The sequence below is a fragment of the uncultured Maribacter sp. genome (assembly GCF_947496775.1).
GTDB lineage: Bacteria > Bacteroidota > Bacteroidia > Flavobacteriales > Flavobacteriaceae > Maribacter_B.
In genome coordinates this window covers 780,350-798,787 of the sequence record NZ_CANMDU010000001.1, presented here as the reverse complement: position 1 = coordinate 798,787, position 18,438 = coordinate 780,350, and the positions used below count along the sequence as shown (strand labels likewise).

Annotated in this window: 11 protein-coding genes; 2 read left to right on the top strand and 9 right to left on the bottom strand. The window is 33.4% G+C overall.

What is annotated here, in order from left to right; translation table 11 throughout:
* Positions 1–313: 313 nt before the first annotated feature.
* Both Q0856_RS03515 and Q0856_RS03510 read left to right on the top strand, forming a co-directional pair.
* The gene (locus tag Q0856_RS03515; protein WP_298502678.1) at positions 314–3,586 is read left to right on the top strand and encodes a VCBS repeat-containing protein; all 3,273 of its coding nucleotides are present in this window, start codon (positions 314–316) and stop codon (positions 3,584–3,586) included.
* A 183-nt stretch (positions 3,587–3,769) separates the two neighbouring features.
* Positions 3,770–5,614, top strand: a complete 1,845-nt coding sequence (locus Q0856_RS03510) for an FG-GAP-like repeat-containing protein (RefSeq protein ID WP_298502676.1) — start codon at positions 3,770–3,772, stop codon at positions 5,612–5,614.
* Between the two features lie 1,017 nt (positions 5,615–6,631).
* On the opposite strand, the gene Q0856_RS03505 is transcribed toward Q0856_RS03510, so the two are convergent.
* From Q0856_RS03505 to Q0856_RS03465, 9 genes are all read right to left on the bottom strand, one after another.
* Entirely contained in the window at positions 6,632–7,648 is a 1,017-nt protein-coding gene (locus Q0856_RS03505) for an L-rhamnose/proton symporter RhaT (protein ID WP_298474317.1), read from the bottom strand.
* 31 nt (positions 7,649–7,679) lie between these two features.
* Complete coding sequence (locus Q0856_RS03500) at positions 7,680–8,717, bottom strand: aldose epimerase family protein (RefSeq protein ID WP_298502674.1); 1,038 nt, start codon at positions 8,715–8,717, stop codon at positions 7,680–7,682.
* Positions 8,718–8,834: 117 nt separating this feature from the next.
* Positions 8,835–9,929, bottom strand: coding sequence for a mandelate racemase/muconate lactonizing enzyme family protein (locus Q0856_RS03495; RefSeq protein WP_298474313.1), 1,095 nt, complete (start codon positions 9,927–9,929; stop codon positions 8,835–8,837).
* A 69-nt stretch (positions 9,930–9,998) separates the two neighbouring features.
* A complete protein-coding gene (gene aldA / locus Q0856_RS03490) occupies positions 9,999–11,453 on the bottom strand; it encodes an aldehyde dehydrogenase (RefSeq protein ID WP_298474312.1) in 1,455 nt (484 codons plus the stop codon).
* A gap of 30 nt (positions 11,454–11,483) precedes the next feature.
* Complete coding sequence (locus Q0856_RS03485) at positions 11,484–12,248, bottom strand: SDR family NAD(P)-dependent oxidoreductase (RefSeq protein ID WP_298503045.1); 765 nt, start codon at positions 12,246–12,248, stop codon at positions 11,484–11,486.
* A 58-nt stretch (positions 12,249–12,306) separates the two neighbouring features.
* Positions 12,307–13,323 (bottom strand): alcohol dehydrogenase catalytic domain-containing protein, encoded by a 1,017-nt coding sequence (locus Q0856_RS03480; protein WP_298474311.1) that lies wholly within the window; start codon positions 13,321–13,323, stop codon positions 12,307–12,309.
* Positions 13,324–13,527: 204 nt separating this feature from the next.
* Positions 13,528–14,319, bottom strand: a complete 792-nt coding sequence (locus Q0856_RS03475) for an IclR family transcriptional regulator (protein ID WP_298502671.1) — start codon at positions 14,317–14,319, stop codon at positions 13,528–13,530.
* A 118-nt stretch (positions 14,320–14,437) separates the two neighbouring features.
* Complete coding sequence (locus Q0856_RS03470) at positions 14,438–15,631, bottom strand: family 43 glycosylhydrolase (protein WP_298503042.1); 1,194 nt, start codon at positions 15,629–15,631, stop codon at positions 14,438–14,440.
* 55 nt (positions 15,632–15,686) lie between these two features.
* Entirely contained in the window at positions 15,687–18,212 is a 2,526-nt protein-coding gene (locus Q0856_RS03465) for a glycoside hydrolase family 2 TIM barrel-domain containing protein (RefSeq protein ID WP_298502668.1), read from the bottom strand.
* Between the last annotated feature and the right edge of the window lie 226 nt (positions 18,213–18,438).

The following is an 18,438-nucleotide window of genomic DNA, read 5'->3' as shown; positions in this document are numbered from 1 at the left end:
GTTCTGTATATGTTGTTAATGTTGGGAACTATTTAAAAACGCAAGAGATATATTTTAATGCTGTTTTTGGGGTAATATCTGGTCGTATACAGGTTTTTATTAGTTATATGTGAAAAAAAACTGAAATTTTAATTATATAGTATCATTTGTGGTGATTAATTTTTATTCTCTTTTGACCTGTTTTTACCATTTAAGATATATTGGAATAGCTTAATTTAATTCCAAATGTTTAGTTCGGTAAATTATGTTTATTTCAAGGAATTATATAAGATTTGGTTTAGGATTGTATTTGTTTATTTGTTCATGTTCCTGTATGAAAAGAGAGTTGCCATTGGTTAAAGAATCAGATAAACTCTTTGTTGCATTGAAGTCTTCCTATACAGGGGTGCATTTTGAGAATAATTTGGTTGAGACCCAAGAGGAAAACCACCTGGTAAATGAAGATTTTGTTACCGGTTCTGGTGTGGCTATTGGGGATGTAAACAATGACGGATTATTAGATATTTATTTTGGAGGAAACCAAGTTAATGATAAGTTATATTTAAATAAAGGTAATTTTATCTTTGAAGATATAACCGAGAAATTTGGAATTTTAGAGAGTAATTCTTGGTCTACAGGCGTGACATTTGTCGATATAAATTCCGACGGCTATTTGGATATTTATGTGTGTAAAAATGTGCAGGGGAATCCTGAATTGAGTAAAAACTTACTTTATATAAATAATAAGGGTAAAAATTTTACTGAAGAGGGGCAAAAATATAACCTTAATGATGCTGGTTTTGCAAAACAAGCGCATTTTTTTGACTATAATAAAGATGGAAAAGTAGATTTATACCTTGTAAATCAGCCTCCAGGATTTGGTAATAGAAAAGGTGGTAAGGATAAGAGAAAATTCAAAAACATAAAATATAGCGATAAATTATATGAAAATTTAGGGGAAAATAATGGATTTTTGGATGTTTCTATAAAAGCTAAAATTGCTAATGCTGCGCATGGTCTTTCCGCAGCTATAGGCGATGTAAATAATGACGGTTGGCAAGATATTTATGTTGCAAACGATTATGACGAACCAGATTATATGTATATAAATATGACGGATGGGACGTTCAAAGAAGTATTAAAAAAATCTTTTAAGCATATATCTAATTTTAGTATGGGTTCTGATATTGCAGACTATGATAATGATGGATTTTTGGATATACTAGTATTGGATATGGTAGCTGAAGACCATAAAAGGATAAAGACCAACATGGGAGGGATGCGGCCAGAAAATTTTCATAAAATAGTGGAAAATGGGGGGCACTACCAGTATATGTTTAATACTCTACAACGGAATAATGGGAATGGAGTTTTTAGCGATTTAGCCCAAATCGGAGGTGTTTCTAATACAGATTGGAGCTGGGGCCCTTTGTTTGCTGATTTTGATAATGATGGAAAGAAAGATATTTTTATAACTAATGGTGTTAAGCGTAATATGCGTAATAGTGATCTAAATATTAAATATGAAAGTATTTTGGATAGTATCTCTATTGTTGCTAAAAAGATGAATAAAAAATTTCAGGATGTAGTAGATGTTTTGGCATTAGCCCAAATGGCGCCGGAAGATAAATTATCCAATTTTATTTTTAAAAATAATGGGGATTATACTTTTTCTAAAAAAGTTGAGGATTGGGGGGTAACTGAGCTAAGTTTATCTAATGGAGCATCTTATGCAGATTTAGATAATGATGGTGATTTAGACTTGGTAGTTAGTAATATTGATGAAGAGGCCTTTATCTACAGAAATACAACTATAGAGAAAGGTGATAATTCAAATTTCCTACGTTTTTCTTTAAAACCTGTTAATAGTCAAAGTCTTTATGGAACAAAAATTATATTGCATAAAGATAAAAAAGCATGGCAGACGATAGAGTTGGTAAATGCTAGAGGGTATATGTCTAAAAGCGAAGACGTCGCTCATTTCGGTTTAGGAGAACTTAGTTTGGTGGAGAAAGTGACAATTATATGGCCTAATGGACAACAATCTGTAAAAGAAGAAATAGAGGCAAATCAACACCTAATTGTTGTTCAGGGGAATACAAAAAATGGTTTAAAACAGGATTCAAATGTGGATTCAATTTTCAAAAACATTACCTCCAAAATTAATTTAAAACATTTGTACAAAGAAAATGTTTTTAACGATTATAAGGAACAAGTACTTCTTCCTCATAAGATGTCTCAATTTGGACCGTCTATAGCGGTTGGTGATGTAAACGGAGATAATTTAGAAGATTTTTTTGTTGGTGGTTCAGCAGGAAATTCTGGGTCCTTATATCTACAACAAAAGAGTACTACTTTTATAGAAGTAAAAGAAGGTGCTTGGACTTTAGATAAAAATTCGGAAGATATGGGGTGTATTTTCGTAGATATAGATAAGGATAATGATTTAGATTTATTTGTAGTTAGTGGTGGTTACGAATTTAAAGAAGATAGTAAAGAATTACAGGATAGACTTTATCTTAATGATGGAAAAGGGAATTTTACAAAAGACAAAACAAGAGTGCCAAGTTACTCTAGTAGTGGTTCTATAGTTACTAAAGCAGATTTTGATAAAGATGGAGATTTAGATTTGTTCATCGGAGGAAGGCAAGTTCCAGGTAAGTACCCATTACCAGCCAGTAGCATTTTATTAGAAAATGTAGACGGATACTTTAGAAATGTCACCGGAAATAAGGCTAAAGATTTAAAGAACTTAGGAATGGTTACTGCGAGTGTGTGGGTGGATTTAAATTCCGATGATTTATTAGATCTTGTTATTGTTGGAGAGTGGATGCCATTGGTTGCTCTAATTCAAAATAAAAAAGGAATTTTTGAAAGGAAAAATTTTAAGGAATTTAAAGATTTAGAAGGTTGGTATTTTAGTGTAAATGCCGCAGATATGGATAATGATGGGGATAACGATTTAATTTTAGGAAATCTAGGTTTAAATTACAAATACAAAGCTTCTGCAGAAAAACCTTTTCAAGTTCATAGTTATGATTTTGATGCTAATGGAAGCAATGATATTGTTTTAAGTTATCATGAAGAAAATAATGTATACCCAATTAGAGGTAGATCTTGCTCGATTGAACAAGTTCCTAAGTTACGAGGAAAATTTCCAACCTTTGAGTCTTTTGGAAATTCTAGTTTAAAAGAAATTTATGGAACAGATTTGGATAAAGCACTGCATTTAAAAGCTAAAAACTTTGCATCCATTTATATAGAAAATATAGACGGAAAGTCTTTTAAAATTAAAGAACTTCCAAAACTAGCACAAGTTTCTAGTATAAATTCTATACTTATAGAAGATTATAATAAAGATGGAAATAAGGATGTTTTAATTACTGGAAATCTATTCAGTTCTGAGATTGAAACACCAAGAAACGACGCTGGTATTGGTTTGTTGTTAAAAGGAGATGGAGTAGGTAATTTTAATGTTGCCGAAGTAAATGAGAGTGGTTTTTTTACCCCGCATGATGCTAAAGACATGAGGAAAATAAAAATCGGCGAAAATAATGCTGTTATAGTGGCTAACAATAATTACTATTTGCAAATTTTTAAATATTAATTTCAATTTCTTCTGCTCAGAGTATATTATTCTATTTCTATGTTTATTTGACTAAGAAAAACTTGCTATTGAACAATTGTTCTTTGTTTAAAAAGTGTATTATGTATATATTAACTCACACTTAAGGCTGAAGCCTTAAGTGTGAGTTAATATTAAAAATTCTTCTGAAATAATATTTTTTTTATGATTGCAAAACAACTAAATATGCTAATTCGTTTTTGTTGTTTTTTAACGCTATTAGGGTTTAATTTAGAAGGGTATTCTCAGGTGTTTTCTGAAGTCGAGTCCTTCGTGTTTTCTGGAATGAATGCAAATTACGGCAATGCAGTAGCGGATTATGACCAGGATGGTGATTTAGATATTTTTATTGTAGCATACAATTCTTATGATGCTAATGATGGTACTACTATAAGTCGTTTGCTAGAGAATAAACGTGGTTTTTTTGAAGATGTTACAGATAAGGTTGGTTTGAGGAAGCAACATTCTATAAATAATAGCCAAGATTTTAAGCTTGGGGTTTCTTGGGGTGATTATAATAATGATGGTTACCCCGACCTTATTTTAGCTCATCAAAACGGGACACAACTTTTTGAAAATCAAGAAGGGAAAAGGTTTAGAGATGTTTCTTCAATAGCAAATATAAACCCTTGTACGGATAACTGTATTAATTCGGGGAATATGTGGTGGGATTATGATAAAGATGGAGATTTGGACCTGTATTTATATTATTTAGATAGACCTAATAGATTATTACAGAACCAAGGAAATTCAACATTTTTGGAAATAGAAAATGCTTTAAACTTAAATGATTCTAATAGAACGTGGTCTTGTTTGCCAATAGATGTAAACAGGGATGGTTGGATGGATCTGTACGTAGTTAATGATTTTGGATTGAGTCGATTTTATCTTAGTATAGAGGGAAATTCTTTTGAAGAGGCAACTCAAGAGTATAATCTTATTAATACAGGTTGTGGCATGGGGTCTACGATAGGGGATTATAACAATGATGGTTTTTTTGATATTTATGTAACCAATATAGCGGAAAGTAAGGATAACCCCTTATTTATGGGAACAGAGGAAGGTGCTTTTATTAATACAACGGTTGAAGAAGGTGTTGCAAATGGACATTACGGGTGGGGTACAAGGTTTTTAGATGTAGATAATGATGGTGATCAAGATTTGTATGTAGTTAATGGGGATAATGATTTGCATTATAATAATGTTCTTTTTAAAAATGTAAGAGAAGAAGGAGAAAACGGTTTTCAAGATTGGTCTCAGTTGTCTAGTGCAAATGGCATATCTAATGGGATGGGAGCTGAGGTGTTTGATATGGATTTAGATGGGGATCAAGATATTTTGGTAAGCAATACGAATGCTTCTCCGTATTTGTATAAAAATAATACGGCATCTCCTAATGCTTGGCTTCAAGTTAATTTAGAAGGAACAGTGTCTAATCGAAATGCTTTTGGAGCTGTCGTAATTGCTTATGTACAAGATAGAGCTATCCATAGATTAGTATATGGGACATCTATATTAAGTCAAAGTGTTAAGCCGGTTCATTTGGGTTTGGGTAAAGTTCAAAAAGTAGATAGTTTAATAGTGCAATGGCCCAACTCTAAAAATGAGGTAATTAAAGAAATAGCGGTTAATCAAAAAATAAAACTAGTAGAACAACAAGGAATGTTGGAAGGAGAAATTTTTGTTGCTAAAGAGGAAGAACAGGAAACAGAAATAGAATCAACTGTAGAAGAGCTACCTTTTGATCTCAGAATTTATCCTAACCCTTTTAAAGATTCTGTGGAATTTCTATTTGATGAAAAAATAACTTCTGGATTGCTGCGAATGGATATTTATTCTATTATTGGAGTTAAAGTATTTCAATTAGAACAAGAAATAACACCTAATCTAGATTGGACATTGCATTGGAAAGGAGAGAATAGTCGAGGTGTAAAATTGACTTCTGGAATGTACTTTTATAAGATAAAGATTGACAATAAAAAATGGTCTGGAAGTATGTTGCTTAGATAATTTGTTTTCTTGTGTATATATATACCTTTGGAGTAAAACATTTATGCAGCTGACAAAATTCAATTAAGCGATGATTGAAGAACTAATTAATTTGATTATAGAGTATCTTAAAGGAAATACTAGATTCGGTATATTAATTTCAGCGCTTATAATACTATTCTTTATTGGATTTTTACTTTATGTTAAAGTTTTATAATGCGATGCCTAAAAAACGTAAAAAGGTAAGTGATTATATACTCTGGGATTCTGTATCAACTTTAGTGATTATATTCTTTTGCTTAATCTTTATTTTGACATTAACATATCTTTTAGGTTATATTAAAATTTAAATAAGAATTCTTTAAACAAATAAAAATTTAGGTTAAATATCCTCAATGTAATAATGAACTTGAATATTCAACAAATGCGAATACTAGAGTGGAATTTGCTATGCAATAGGGAGAAAACTAACTATCGACTTGTGTAAATTGTGGACGGACAACGGATTTTCGCATAGATAAGCTAGTTGCAAAAGAATCTAATTCTGCAAAAAATTGGTGGCGGACTTATTTTCTTAATCGGCACACCGCTTATGTTCTTTTTTATGAGCTCAATGTTTACTCTAAGTCATTATATAATTTTCATTGTTGGTGGATTTTTACTTGTACCAGTTATAGAATACAGAATTATTAAAATATAAGACCAAGTAAGAGTTAGCGCATTTAATCGAAAAAAACTAAAAGGACGAATTCACAACATCTAATAAAAAACGTTTTACAACAATGACAAACGTAATGTGGTGTTTAGGGCTTAATCAAAAGGTGTGCATATATTTATAATGTCAATAAATCTTATGCCCCGAAGCGTCGGGGTAGCTTTGGACAAGAAAAAACAATGCTAAATAATAGACTTTAGCTTCTTGAGCAAACGGAAATACGAAGTTTCCTTGCCCCCTCAATATGCTTAGCTGAGTCGTTATACAAAAAAGGCTTCTTTTAAATTTTAAAAGAAGCCTTTTTAATAAAATGTTGTATTGGTTTACCCAATTCCATTTCCAAAGGCAATAATAATAATGCCTATGACCATACAGGTTAATCCTAGATATAAAAAGTTTTTAGCTTTGGAAGATGCCTTTACCCATTCTTTAGTAACTAATCCACTAATAATTGCTGTAACAACACAAGCGGTGTTAAATATAGCATAACCTACAGTACCACCAAGCTCTTTTCCTAACTTAAAACCAGCATAAGCAAATACTACAGATGCTGCAAAATTAAATACCCCCATAATACTGGTAAGCATTATGTTTTTTCCTAAATGTGGTGTTTTAAACTTACCCCATAGTTTTTTAGCAGATAGTTGTTGCGCAAAGTATAATGCAATAGCTACACCTCCAGCCATGTAAATAACATACATTACCGCAATTGCGCTTTTCCATGGTTCATTACCTTGAGCTTGCGATGCTTCATCTATAATGCTTCCTCCAGCTGCATAAGCATAACTAAAACCTGTAGCTAATAACCCACCTATAATGGCAATAGCAATACCAGTGATCATAGAGCCACTTTTTTTGTCTTCTGTTTCCGTACCTTCTTCATCTTTTTGACGAATAATACCAGCTCTACCATTGGCCATTACACCAATTAAAACAACTCCTAATCCTGCCAAAATAGTTAATAAAACGTTAGTTTTTGGCAAACCAACTTGTATAAAAGGTAAAAGTGATCCTACTAAGATTATAGTTCCAATAAAAATGGAAAATCCAAGGGACAGGCCAATATGGTTAATAGCTTTTCCCCACATCATAGCGCCAATTCCCCAAAGTATACTGCAAATAATCATGGTTATTAAAGCGCTACTAGGAATTGCAGCTAAGACATCCGAAAAACCGTCAATTAATAAAAATGCAGCAACATTGGGTACTACAAACGTATTAATCGCAAAGAACATGCTCCACGTATTTTCAAATTCAAAATCTTTAGTAAATTTTTCTGGTAAGGCATAAAGCCCTAGTAGTAAGCCTGCAAGTATTGCTAATAAAACACCTATTATCATAATTATTTAGTTTTAGTTATTAATTGGTTTATTACCATCCAAATTTGAAAATGGTAGTACTTTTAAATTCTTCTCCAGCTTTGGTGATCGTTCCAGGTGAGTTTTCTATATTCGGGCCATTTTGGTAACGATGCGTTTCGCAACAAAAGCCTTTATATTTACCATATTGTTCTCCGTTTTCTCTCTTTATTTCATCGGATGTATATTTTCCAGTATAAAGTAACATACATGGTTCGGAACTTAATACAGTTAATGACCTTCCTGAAGTTTCAGATTTAATAGTGGCAACTTCTTGTAAATCAAAATTTGGATTATCAAAAACATAAAAATGCTCAAAACCATCGTTCATAGCTTCGTGAACATCTCCAATTTTTTTGCCTTTTGTTAAGTCATCAGCTTTATTAGAAACATCTTCAATTTCACCAGTACCTGCGCCAGTATCATCCATTATTTGTTTTTTGTTGGTGTTTACTTGCGCTACATGATTTTCAATGGTATTAGAAAAAGCATCTAAATTAAAATAGGTATGGTTTGTTAGGGATAAAGGAGTGTCTTGGTCTGGTGTAGCGCTGTAAGCTATTTTTAGTTCATTATCGTCAGTTAATGTAAACAATACATATACTTCTACATTTCCAGGATAACCTTCTTCTAAATCTGTGCTATTAAGAGACATTTTTAAAGCGTTAGGAGAAATGAATTCTGCATTCCACACTCTTTTGTCAAACCCAACTACGCCACCATGGAGGTTATTGTCTCCGCAATTAGCTTCTAACGAATAGCTTTTTCCATTTAGAGTGAATTTAGCATCTTTAATCTGAGAGCAGTAACGACCAACAGTACTTCCAAAATAGGGAGAATTACCAACGTATTCTTTAGAAAAATAACCTTCTAAAGTATCGAAACCACAAGCTATATTTTCAATTTTCCCTTGGCTATTTGGGACCTTTAATGTGGTAATAGTAGCTCCGTAATTAGTTATTTTAACCTCTACGCCACTAGAATTCTTTAAAGTATATAGTTTTATTTTTTCAGTATTGAAAACTCCAAATTCAGATATGTTCGTACTCATATGATTGTATGTTTAATTACGCTTTGTTTCTATCAATAGATTTGATGCTAAGATAGTTGGGTTAATAATCGTATATGTTATATCTTTTAATGCTTCACAGGCTTGCACCAAAGTAATTTATTTTTCTTCGAAAGGACTTAGTTTTTCCCAATTAAAAATTACTCCAGTACCAGGATAATCAGGAGCTACTGCTCTATGATTTTCAACAACTAATGGTCTAGTAGTATATTGATCGATAGGAAAGCTATGTACTTCTAACCAACCGGAGTTGGGTTGAGAGGACACCAAACTTACATGAAGTTCTTGCATACCGTGAGAGCATACAGGTATTCCGTGTTTATTGGCTAACCTTGCAGCTGCCAACCATCCAGTGATTCCACCGCAATTAGATGCATCAGGCTGTATAAAAGATAGTTTGGCTTGATCAAAGGCATATTCAAATTCATGAATGGTATGTAGGTTTTCGCCCATAGCCAAAGGGAATCCAGTTTTATCTACTATTTCTCCAAAACCTTTATAGTCATCCGGAATAATAGGTTCTTCGAACCAAGTTATATTTTGGTCTTTGAAACCTTCTATCGCTTTTATTGCCTTTTCTTTACTCATAGAGTAATTAGCATCTACCATAAAAGTAATGTCGGGACCAATAAATTCTCTTACGGCTCTTATTCTTTCTAAATCTTCTTCTAGATTTTCACGGCCGATTTTAATTTTTACAGCATTAAAACCTGCTGCTAAATAACCTTCCATATTCTTTAATAATTTTGGAATTGGAAATTGTAAATCTATACCACCACAATATGCTTTACATGTATTTCCTGCTCCTCCGACCATTTTCCATAATGGTAATTCGGCTTTTTTACTTTTGATATCCCATAAAGCAATATCTATAGTGGAAATAGCAAAAGAAGCTATTCCTCCACGACCAACATAATGAATATGCCATTCCATGAAATCGTAAAGACCGTCAATATCTGTGCCTTCTTGGCCTATTAAGGCAGGAGCAAAATCATGCTCTATCATTGCCTTTATGGAATGACCTCCTTTGCCTCCGGTATATGTATATCCAGTTCCTTCACTGCCATCTTCTAAAGTAATGGTAGTCGTAACTAATTCAAAATGTGTGTGATCGCCATGCTTTGCATCATTTAAAACTTCTGGTAAAGGAACTTTAAATAATTTAGCTTCTACTTTTGAAATTTTTGTACTCATCAAATAATATATAAGTTATAAAAAAAAGCAGTCCAAAATATGAAAATTTGAGACTGCTTTAAATATTTATTATGCTTTATGTCTTACGTAGAAAGTTTTCTTTTCCATGTACTGTTCAAAACCATATTTACCGTCTTCTCCTCCGGAACCAGATAATTTATATCCGTTATGGAATCCTTGATGTTGCTCACCGTGTCCTCTATTCACGTAGATTTCACCGTATTCTAATTCATCATTACATTTCATAATGGTATTCATGTCATTGGTGAATACCATTGCTGCTAAACCATATTCACAATCGTTAGCATAGCCAATAACTTCTTCAAAAGTTTTAAACTTCAATACTGGTAAAATTGGTCCAAAAGATTCTTCGTGAACGATTGTCATATCTTGTGTAACACCAGTCAAAACGGTTGGTTCAAACCAGAATCCTTTCTGGAACTCAGCTCCTTCGGGGCGTTTACCACCTGCTGCAATTGTAGCTCCTTCTTTTACAGAAACTTCTACTAAGTGCTCCATATGTTTTAGCTCTGATCCATTTACTTTAGGCCCCATATCTGTTTCTTCTAACATTGGGTCTCCAACTTTTATTTCGGCTACTTTGGCAAGGAATTTTTCCATGAAAGTATCATATATACCTTCATGTATATACATACGCTCGTTACAAGTACAAACTTGTCCACAGTTATCAAAACGAGAATGTAATGCTGCGTCTACAGCTGCATCAATATCAGCATCTTCAAAAACAATAAATGGAGCTTTGCCACCTAATTCTAATTGAACATGGGTTAAATTTTGCGCTGCTGCACGAGCAATAGATTGACCTACAGGTGTGGAACCAGTCATGGTTACCATTTTGCAAATTGGGCTTTCTACTAGTGCATTACCCATAGCTCTACCAGGGCCTGTTAAAATGTTGATTACTCCAGCAGGGATTCCTACTTTCTGAGCTAAATTACCTAGCTCTAAAGTTGCTAATGGAGTTTCTGATGTAGGCTTAATAACGATAGTGTTACCAGCAACTAAAGCAGGCCCTAATTTACGACCAGCTAAAGCAAAAGGAAAGTTCCATGCAGTAATTGCAACAACAACACCTCTAGGTACTTTTTGAATCCAAATTTGCTCATTAGCATTATCAGAAGGAATAATATCTCCTTCTATTCTTCTTGCTCCTTCACAGGCGTATCTAATAAATGAAGCACCTACGGCTACTTCAAAACGAGCTACTTTTAAAAGTTTTCCTTGCTCCTTTACCAATAACTGTGCTAATTCTTCTGTATTAGCATCAATTTCATCTGCTAATTTATATAATAAATCTGCGCGAGTTCTTGCTGGTAACTTTTTCCACTCTTTTTGAGCCTTGTCGGCTGCTTCTAAAGTTTGTAGTGCTTCTTCTGCTGTACCGTTTTGAACTCTTGCCACTACTTCTTCTGTAGAAGGGCTAATAATATCAATAGTTTCTCCTGAAGTAGACTTTACCCATTCCCCATTGATAAATAATTTGTATTCTTTAATATCTGCCATTGCTAATCGTTTTTTTAGTTTGAATTTGTTTTATCGGCCCATCCAACCACCATCTACAAGTGTAATAGAACCATGCATATAATCAGAAGCTTTTGAAGACAAGAAAACTACTGGCCCCGCAAAATCAGATGGCTCACCCCAACGTCCCGCTGGAATACGAGCTAAAATAGAGTCTGCTCTTTCTGGGTTATTTCGTAATGCTTCGGTATTATCTGTAGCAATATAGCCAGGAGCTATACCATTTACATTTACTCCTTTACCAGCCCATTCGTTAGCAAAAGCCATAATCATTTGGCCTATAGCTCCTTTACTTGCTGCATAACCAGGAACAGTGATGCCTCCTTGGTATGTTAATAATGACGCAGTAAATACAATTTTACCAGAACCACGGGCAATCATATCTTTACCTATTTCACGTGTTAAAATAAACTGCGCGTTTTGATTTACCTCTATTACCTTATCCCACATCTCATCTGGGTGCTCAGCAGCTGGTGTTCTTAAAATAGTGCCTGCATTGTTTATTAAAATATCTATCTGAGAATGATTTGCTTTTACTTCTTTAATAAATGCATACAATGATTTTCTATCCGAAAAATCACATTGGTAAGCTGTAAATTTTTTGCCTAAAGCAGTAACTTCTTTTTCAATAGCACTACCAGATAATTCTAAGGATGCCGAAACACCTATAATGTCAGCTCCTGCTTCGGCTAGAGCAATAGCCATTCCTTTACCTATTCCTCTTTTGCAACCTGTTACAATGGCTACTTTTCCTTCTAAACTAAAACTATTTAATATACTCATTTCTTATTATGCTATTTGCCTTTTGCTTTTGGCAATTGGCTTGTTTGTTATTTTATAATTGACAATCCATTAAGACTTTTAATCCGTCAGGGTTTTTATCTATATTTTCAAAAACTTGTTGAATGTTAGATAATGGTTGTACATCTGTAATCATTTCTTCAAATGGCAACTCATTTGCTGTAATTAATGCAATAGATTTTTCATAGTCTTCTTTCTCATATACACGAGCACCTATTAGTTTTAATTCTTTCCAAAAGAATTTAAAAAGATCTATTGGCTTCTTTTCTCCGTGAATAGCTACCATTAAAATACGACCTCTTATACCTGCAACTTCTGTCATTACGTCAAGTGCTGGTTGTACACCTGCAACTTCAAAAACAACATCAGCTTTTCTACCTTCTGTTTTTCCGTGCACATATTCCACTAAATCTACATCTATAGGGCTAACTGCATCAAAGCCTAATTCTTTGGCTTTTGCAATACGTATTGGGTTTACTTCAGATATAATTACTTGCGCGCCAACTTCTTTAGCAACCATTGCTACTAATAAACCAATTGGGCCACCGCCTAAAACAACAGCAGTTTCTCCTGCAACTAAACCACTTAAGCGAACATCATGTGTTGCTACGGATAAAGGCTCTATTAATGCTGCTAATTTTAAATCTGTATTTTCCTTTAATTTGTGTAATGTAAAAGCAGGAACATTCCAATATTGTTGCATAGATCCTGGACTGTCTATTCCTATAAAATTTAATTCTTCGCAGATATGATTAAATCCTTTGTCTGATGGTTTTACTTTAGTATCATCTAATGGGCGTACTACCACTTTATCTCCTACAGCATATCCGGAAACACCTGCTCCAATGGCATCTATAGTGCCTGACATTTCATGACCAATGGTCTGAGGCATAGCAACTCTCTTGTCCATCATGCCATGGTAAATATGGACATCTGTTCCGCAAACACCAGAATAGGCTACTTTTATACGTACTTCTCCTTCTTTTGGAGCTTCTTTTTCGGTTTCTACTACACTGAAGGTTTTGTTCCCTTCGTATCTTGTCGCTTTCATTTATTTAAGTTTCAAATAATAAACTAGTTTCATATTTGAAACAAATATACGATTTTTTGGAAATAAATAATGGGATAAATGGTAATAGGTTAAATATTAACATTTATTGACTTAAGTGTTATCTAATCAGTTAATTGAAGGGGTTTTGAAGATGTTTTTAAGGTGTTTCTTTTTGGTGGAAATTTGGTGTAGTTTAAAAAAAGATTATTGTGCTATATATCCAAGTTTTGCTGAAATTTCTAAAGCGTAATTAGCTACAATTGTTCCTTTGCTGTTAAATTCGCTATGGGGGAGTCTACCATGCGGAGCTGTAATCCATAATGCAGCTACTGGGTATCCGTATTCATTGAAAATTGGGGCTCCTATGCAATGTATACCTTGTATGTCTTCGCCATTATCGATGGCGTATCCTAATTGTTTTATATCATTTAATTGAGACCTAAACTCTTTTTTAGATACAATAGTGTTTTTGGTATATTTTGTAAGGGTTATTTTTTTTAGAATTTCACTCGATTCTTCTTTTGGTAAATACGCCATAATACTTTTGCCACCAACAGAACTATGGATGCTAAATTGGGTTCCTGGTTCTACAAAAAGTTTTACTGGGTAGGAACTTGATACTTGTTCTAAAATGGCTCCTTTAGGGCCTAAAAGGACACCAAGCATAACGGATTCTTTAAGTTCGTCTCTTAGAGCTCTCATGACATCTATAGATGTTTCTACAATGCTTTGCTCATTCATGGAAGAAATACCTAATGTGAGCATTTTTCTTGAGAGACTAATTTTTTTAGTGGTTTCGTTTTTTTGTAGGTAGTTTTTAAATATTAAAGTACTAACTACTCTAAAAGCTGTTGTTTTGGTTAAAGATAAAATCTCTGTTATTTCAGCTAAAGTAAGACCGTTTTTTTGGGTAGCTAAAAGTTCTATTACTAATAAACCTCTTTCTAAATTTGGTACATTGTAGTTGGACTTTAAAACTATTTTGTCTTTACTCATAATAAAACTCTGTATTTCTCAAAAATAATATTATTTATTTAAGTGTAAATAACTCAAAAAAAAAGAGAGGCAATATTTATTGCCCCTCAAATAAAATATTCTCTAAATAAGTCTTAGACTATTTTTTTGTGCCTTTAGCTCCTTTTGCTACGTGTTGTTTTTTTCTTTTAGAAGTAAAGCTCATGATACTTTGATAGTTCCAACTATTATACACATGAGATAATCCCCATCGTAAAATTTCTGTAGGCTCTTTTTCATTATCAACTGTTCTGTCCAAGCCAATAGCATGTGCATCAACTCCAGGTATTACAGACATAATTTCAAAATTAATACCATCTGGAGACCATTGTATTGTATTTTTCTCTGGGCCATCTGTTGTAATTAATGCTGCTATACCACCGTTATAAGGCCAAACACATATTTCGTGTCCACTATTACTAATAGGGTTATACGGGGACTTTATGTAAGGACCTTCTGGTTTATCGGCTATGGCAACACCATGACGAATTTGTCTTCCTCCAAAAGTGATTTCTTCACCCATTTGTTCTCCTTTGTAATATAAATAGAATTTTCCCTTAAAAGGAATAATACATGGATCATGGACTTTATGGCTATCAAAATCTCCTCTTTTTTCAACTAAAAATCTATTTTGCTCTTCGCCTTTCCAAATACCATTGTCTGCAGGACTTAAAATAGGTTCTTTGCTTTTTGTCCAAGGACCATTTGGAGAGTCTGACCATGCTAAACCAATCTGGTTTTTAACTCTTACACTATAAGGTGATTTAACGGTTTGGTAGCTTAAATAATATTTGTTTTCATGTTTCATTATTTCTACTGTGAAAACAGACCTGTCATCGTATTCTCCTTTTTTTCCTCTTGCTACGGCAAGTCCTTCTTCTTTCCAAGTTTCTCCATCTTCAGAAGTGGCATACCAAATATCACATCGATCCCAAGGGAAAACTTTTTCATTTTCTACATCACCTCCAAAACCTTGAGAAGGGCCTGTACTTCTGGAATACCATACATAGTATTTTCCGTTTTCTTTTATCATAGCACTAGGGTCTCTACGTACTACGCCTTCCTCATAAGCTAAATCCCCTTTTAAAGGTTTTAAATTATTAAATTGAATAAACCATTCATTGCCTAAATCTGTAGGCCATTTTAAAGCTCTTTTGGTTGCTGCACTTAAATGATTAACATCTGATATTCCTAACTTATCTATTTGTTCTTCAGATATTTCAATAGTTTCTTGATTGTTCTGAGATGTGGCATCACCACTTTCTTCTTTTACCTTAGTATCACATGACATCATTAGTGCTAATGCTGCTAAAAAAATAGGTATTTTTCTGTTTTTTTTCATTTGTATTCTATTGATTGTTTGATATAATATTAATTGTGTTGCTTTTTAAATTTTCTGATACCGCTGAGACTGTAATTTCAGATGCTTTTGTTGTTGCTTGTACAATAAGCATACATCTACCTTTGTCTGTAATTATACTATTAGATTGATAGTCTTGTACATTGGTAGCTGATCCATTATCCACTCCTAAAAATGCAACATCTCCCTCAGAACTAAAAGTAATTTTAGCATTTTCTGTTTTTACGGGATTTCCATTTTTGTCAACCAACTGTGCTACGATATGAGCAACATCGTACCCATCTGCATTTAACTCCTTTTTATCTACTGTTAACTTTATTTCTGATGGAGATTCTGACGTTGTTAGTGTTGTGCTAAATTCTTTTCCATTGAGTTTTCCTTTAGCGGTTAATTTACCTGCGTTAAATGGTACGGCCCATTTGTAAATATGATCATCAAAATCAGCTAACTTCTTTACGCCTAAGCTAGTGTCGTTTAGAAATAATTCTACCTCTTTAGAATTAGAGTATACTTCTACTGATACCATTTCATCTTTGGCGTAATTCCAGTGGTTGTTAACATTGTGCCAAATCCATAATGCTGTTTTCCATGCTTCAGGATCCTTGGCAACTATTTTACCTGTCTTTTTGTCTATTTTATTAATTGATTTATCTATCTGTTGCGTTGCTATATATATAGAAGGTTCATTAGACCATAATGTTTTATACATGTAAAAGGATGGTTTTTCAAAACCTGCTTGATCTAAAAGACCTGAGTTTAGTGTTTTTCGAGGCCACCTTCCATGAGATTCTCCCATATAATCTATTCCTGTCCATAAGAAGGTTCCGGAAACATGCGGACGCTCTTCTATTGCTTTCCATTCGTGCCATTGTCCTAAATTCTCGGTACCCATTAATGGTAGTTCTGGGTAATTTTCATGACCATAATCATAAAGTACTCTACGGTAGCTAAAACCTATTATATCTAGGGCGTCTGCATAGCCCGTTTCATAACTGGCGGTAGGGAGTATACAATTAGCTATTACGTATCTGGTAGTATCTAATTCTTTGGTCCATTTTGCTAATTTTTTTGCAGTTTCTCCTATGTCATATTTTCCTTTAGGTAAGGTTCTTACTTTTTCTTTTACTTGCTCAATAGAGTAAGGTGATTTTTCCCAAAAATAATTTCCTGTCCATTCCATATTTCCGAAAAAACCAGTGGCTTTGGAGCTGTTAGGGTATGTCCATTCTATTTCGTTACCAATGCTCCATTGTATAATAGAGGGGTGATTGCGATGTGCAAGCATCGTATTGGTTAAATCTTTTTTAGCCCATTTCTGAAAGTGTTGCCCATAGCCTTGAGTTACGGAATCAACTTTTGTTTCCCATTTATTAAGTCTTTTGTCTTTTGGGTTATCCCATTCGTCAAAAAACTCATCTTGTACCAAGATGCCCATTTCATCACATAGTTCTAAAAATTCTTCAGAAGCAGGGTTGTGAGATACTCTAATGGCATTGCAGCCTCCTTCTTTTAGTTTTTCGAAACGTCTTCTCCAAACACCTTTTGGAACTGCAGAACCTACTAATCCACCATCATGATGTAAGCAAACTCCTTTAATTTTCATATTCTCCCCATTTAAAAAGAATCCTTTATCGGTATCAAAAACAATACTTCTGATACCAAACGTTGTTTCATTTACATCAACAATTTCTCCTTCTTTTGTAACTGTGGTAATTGCTTTATATAGAACAGGGTTATCTACACCCCATAAACTTGGAGATTTAATAATAATTTCCTGCTTAAATACGTCTTGAGAATTCTTTATTAAAGATAATGCATCAGATTTCTCTCCAACTTTTTCGTTTTTGTTATTGTACAGTTGCGTTACTAATTTAAAAGCATTGTCTTCTTTGTACTTGTTGTTAACTGTAACATCAATATTAATTGTGGCCTCATTTTCTGATACCTTAGGTGTGGTTACAAAAGTTCCCCATATTGGAATATGTAATTTATTTTTGGTAATTAATTTAACATCTCTATAAATTCCAGAGCCTGTATACCATCGGCTATCTACGAACCTGCTTCTGTCTACCTTTACTTCTATTAGATTTTCTTTTCCGTCTTTTAAACTAGAGGTTATGTCATAAAAAAATGGTGAATAACCATATGGGTGAAAGCCTAGTTTGTTTCCGTTTAAAACTACATCTGAGTTGTTGTATACTCCATCAAACAATACATAAGCAACCTGATTTTCCTTAAGGTCAAGAGAAAATCTTTTTCTGTATAAACCAATTCCACCTGGCAGGTAACCTGTTGCTCCTTCTCCATTTATAGAATCAAAAGAATGTTCTACACTCCAATCATGTGGTACTTTAACTGATTTCCACTTTGAATCATTGAAATTTTCTAATTTGAACTCCCATCCAAAATTAAAATCTTTGGAATTAGAAGGTGCGATTTTATTTTCTTGGGTAGAGCAACTGGCGACAACGACAAGAAGTAAAAGACTAAGTTGTTTTTTGAATGTTGATATCATTTTTAATTAAATAGTTTGGTAATGTGTTCTGGTGTTTTTAGTTATGATTCTTTTTAAAGACTGAACATGATTAAAAGATTTCATTTTAAGGGTATTCATGTTTTTTAATATTAGACATATAGTGCTGTCTAAAAATTTCTCTGCTGAAAACTTGTAATTTATATAAGTCTAGATGGTGTATAGCTTATTTTTATGCTCTTTACAAATATGGTTATATATCATGAAT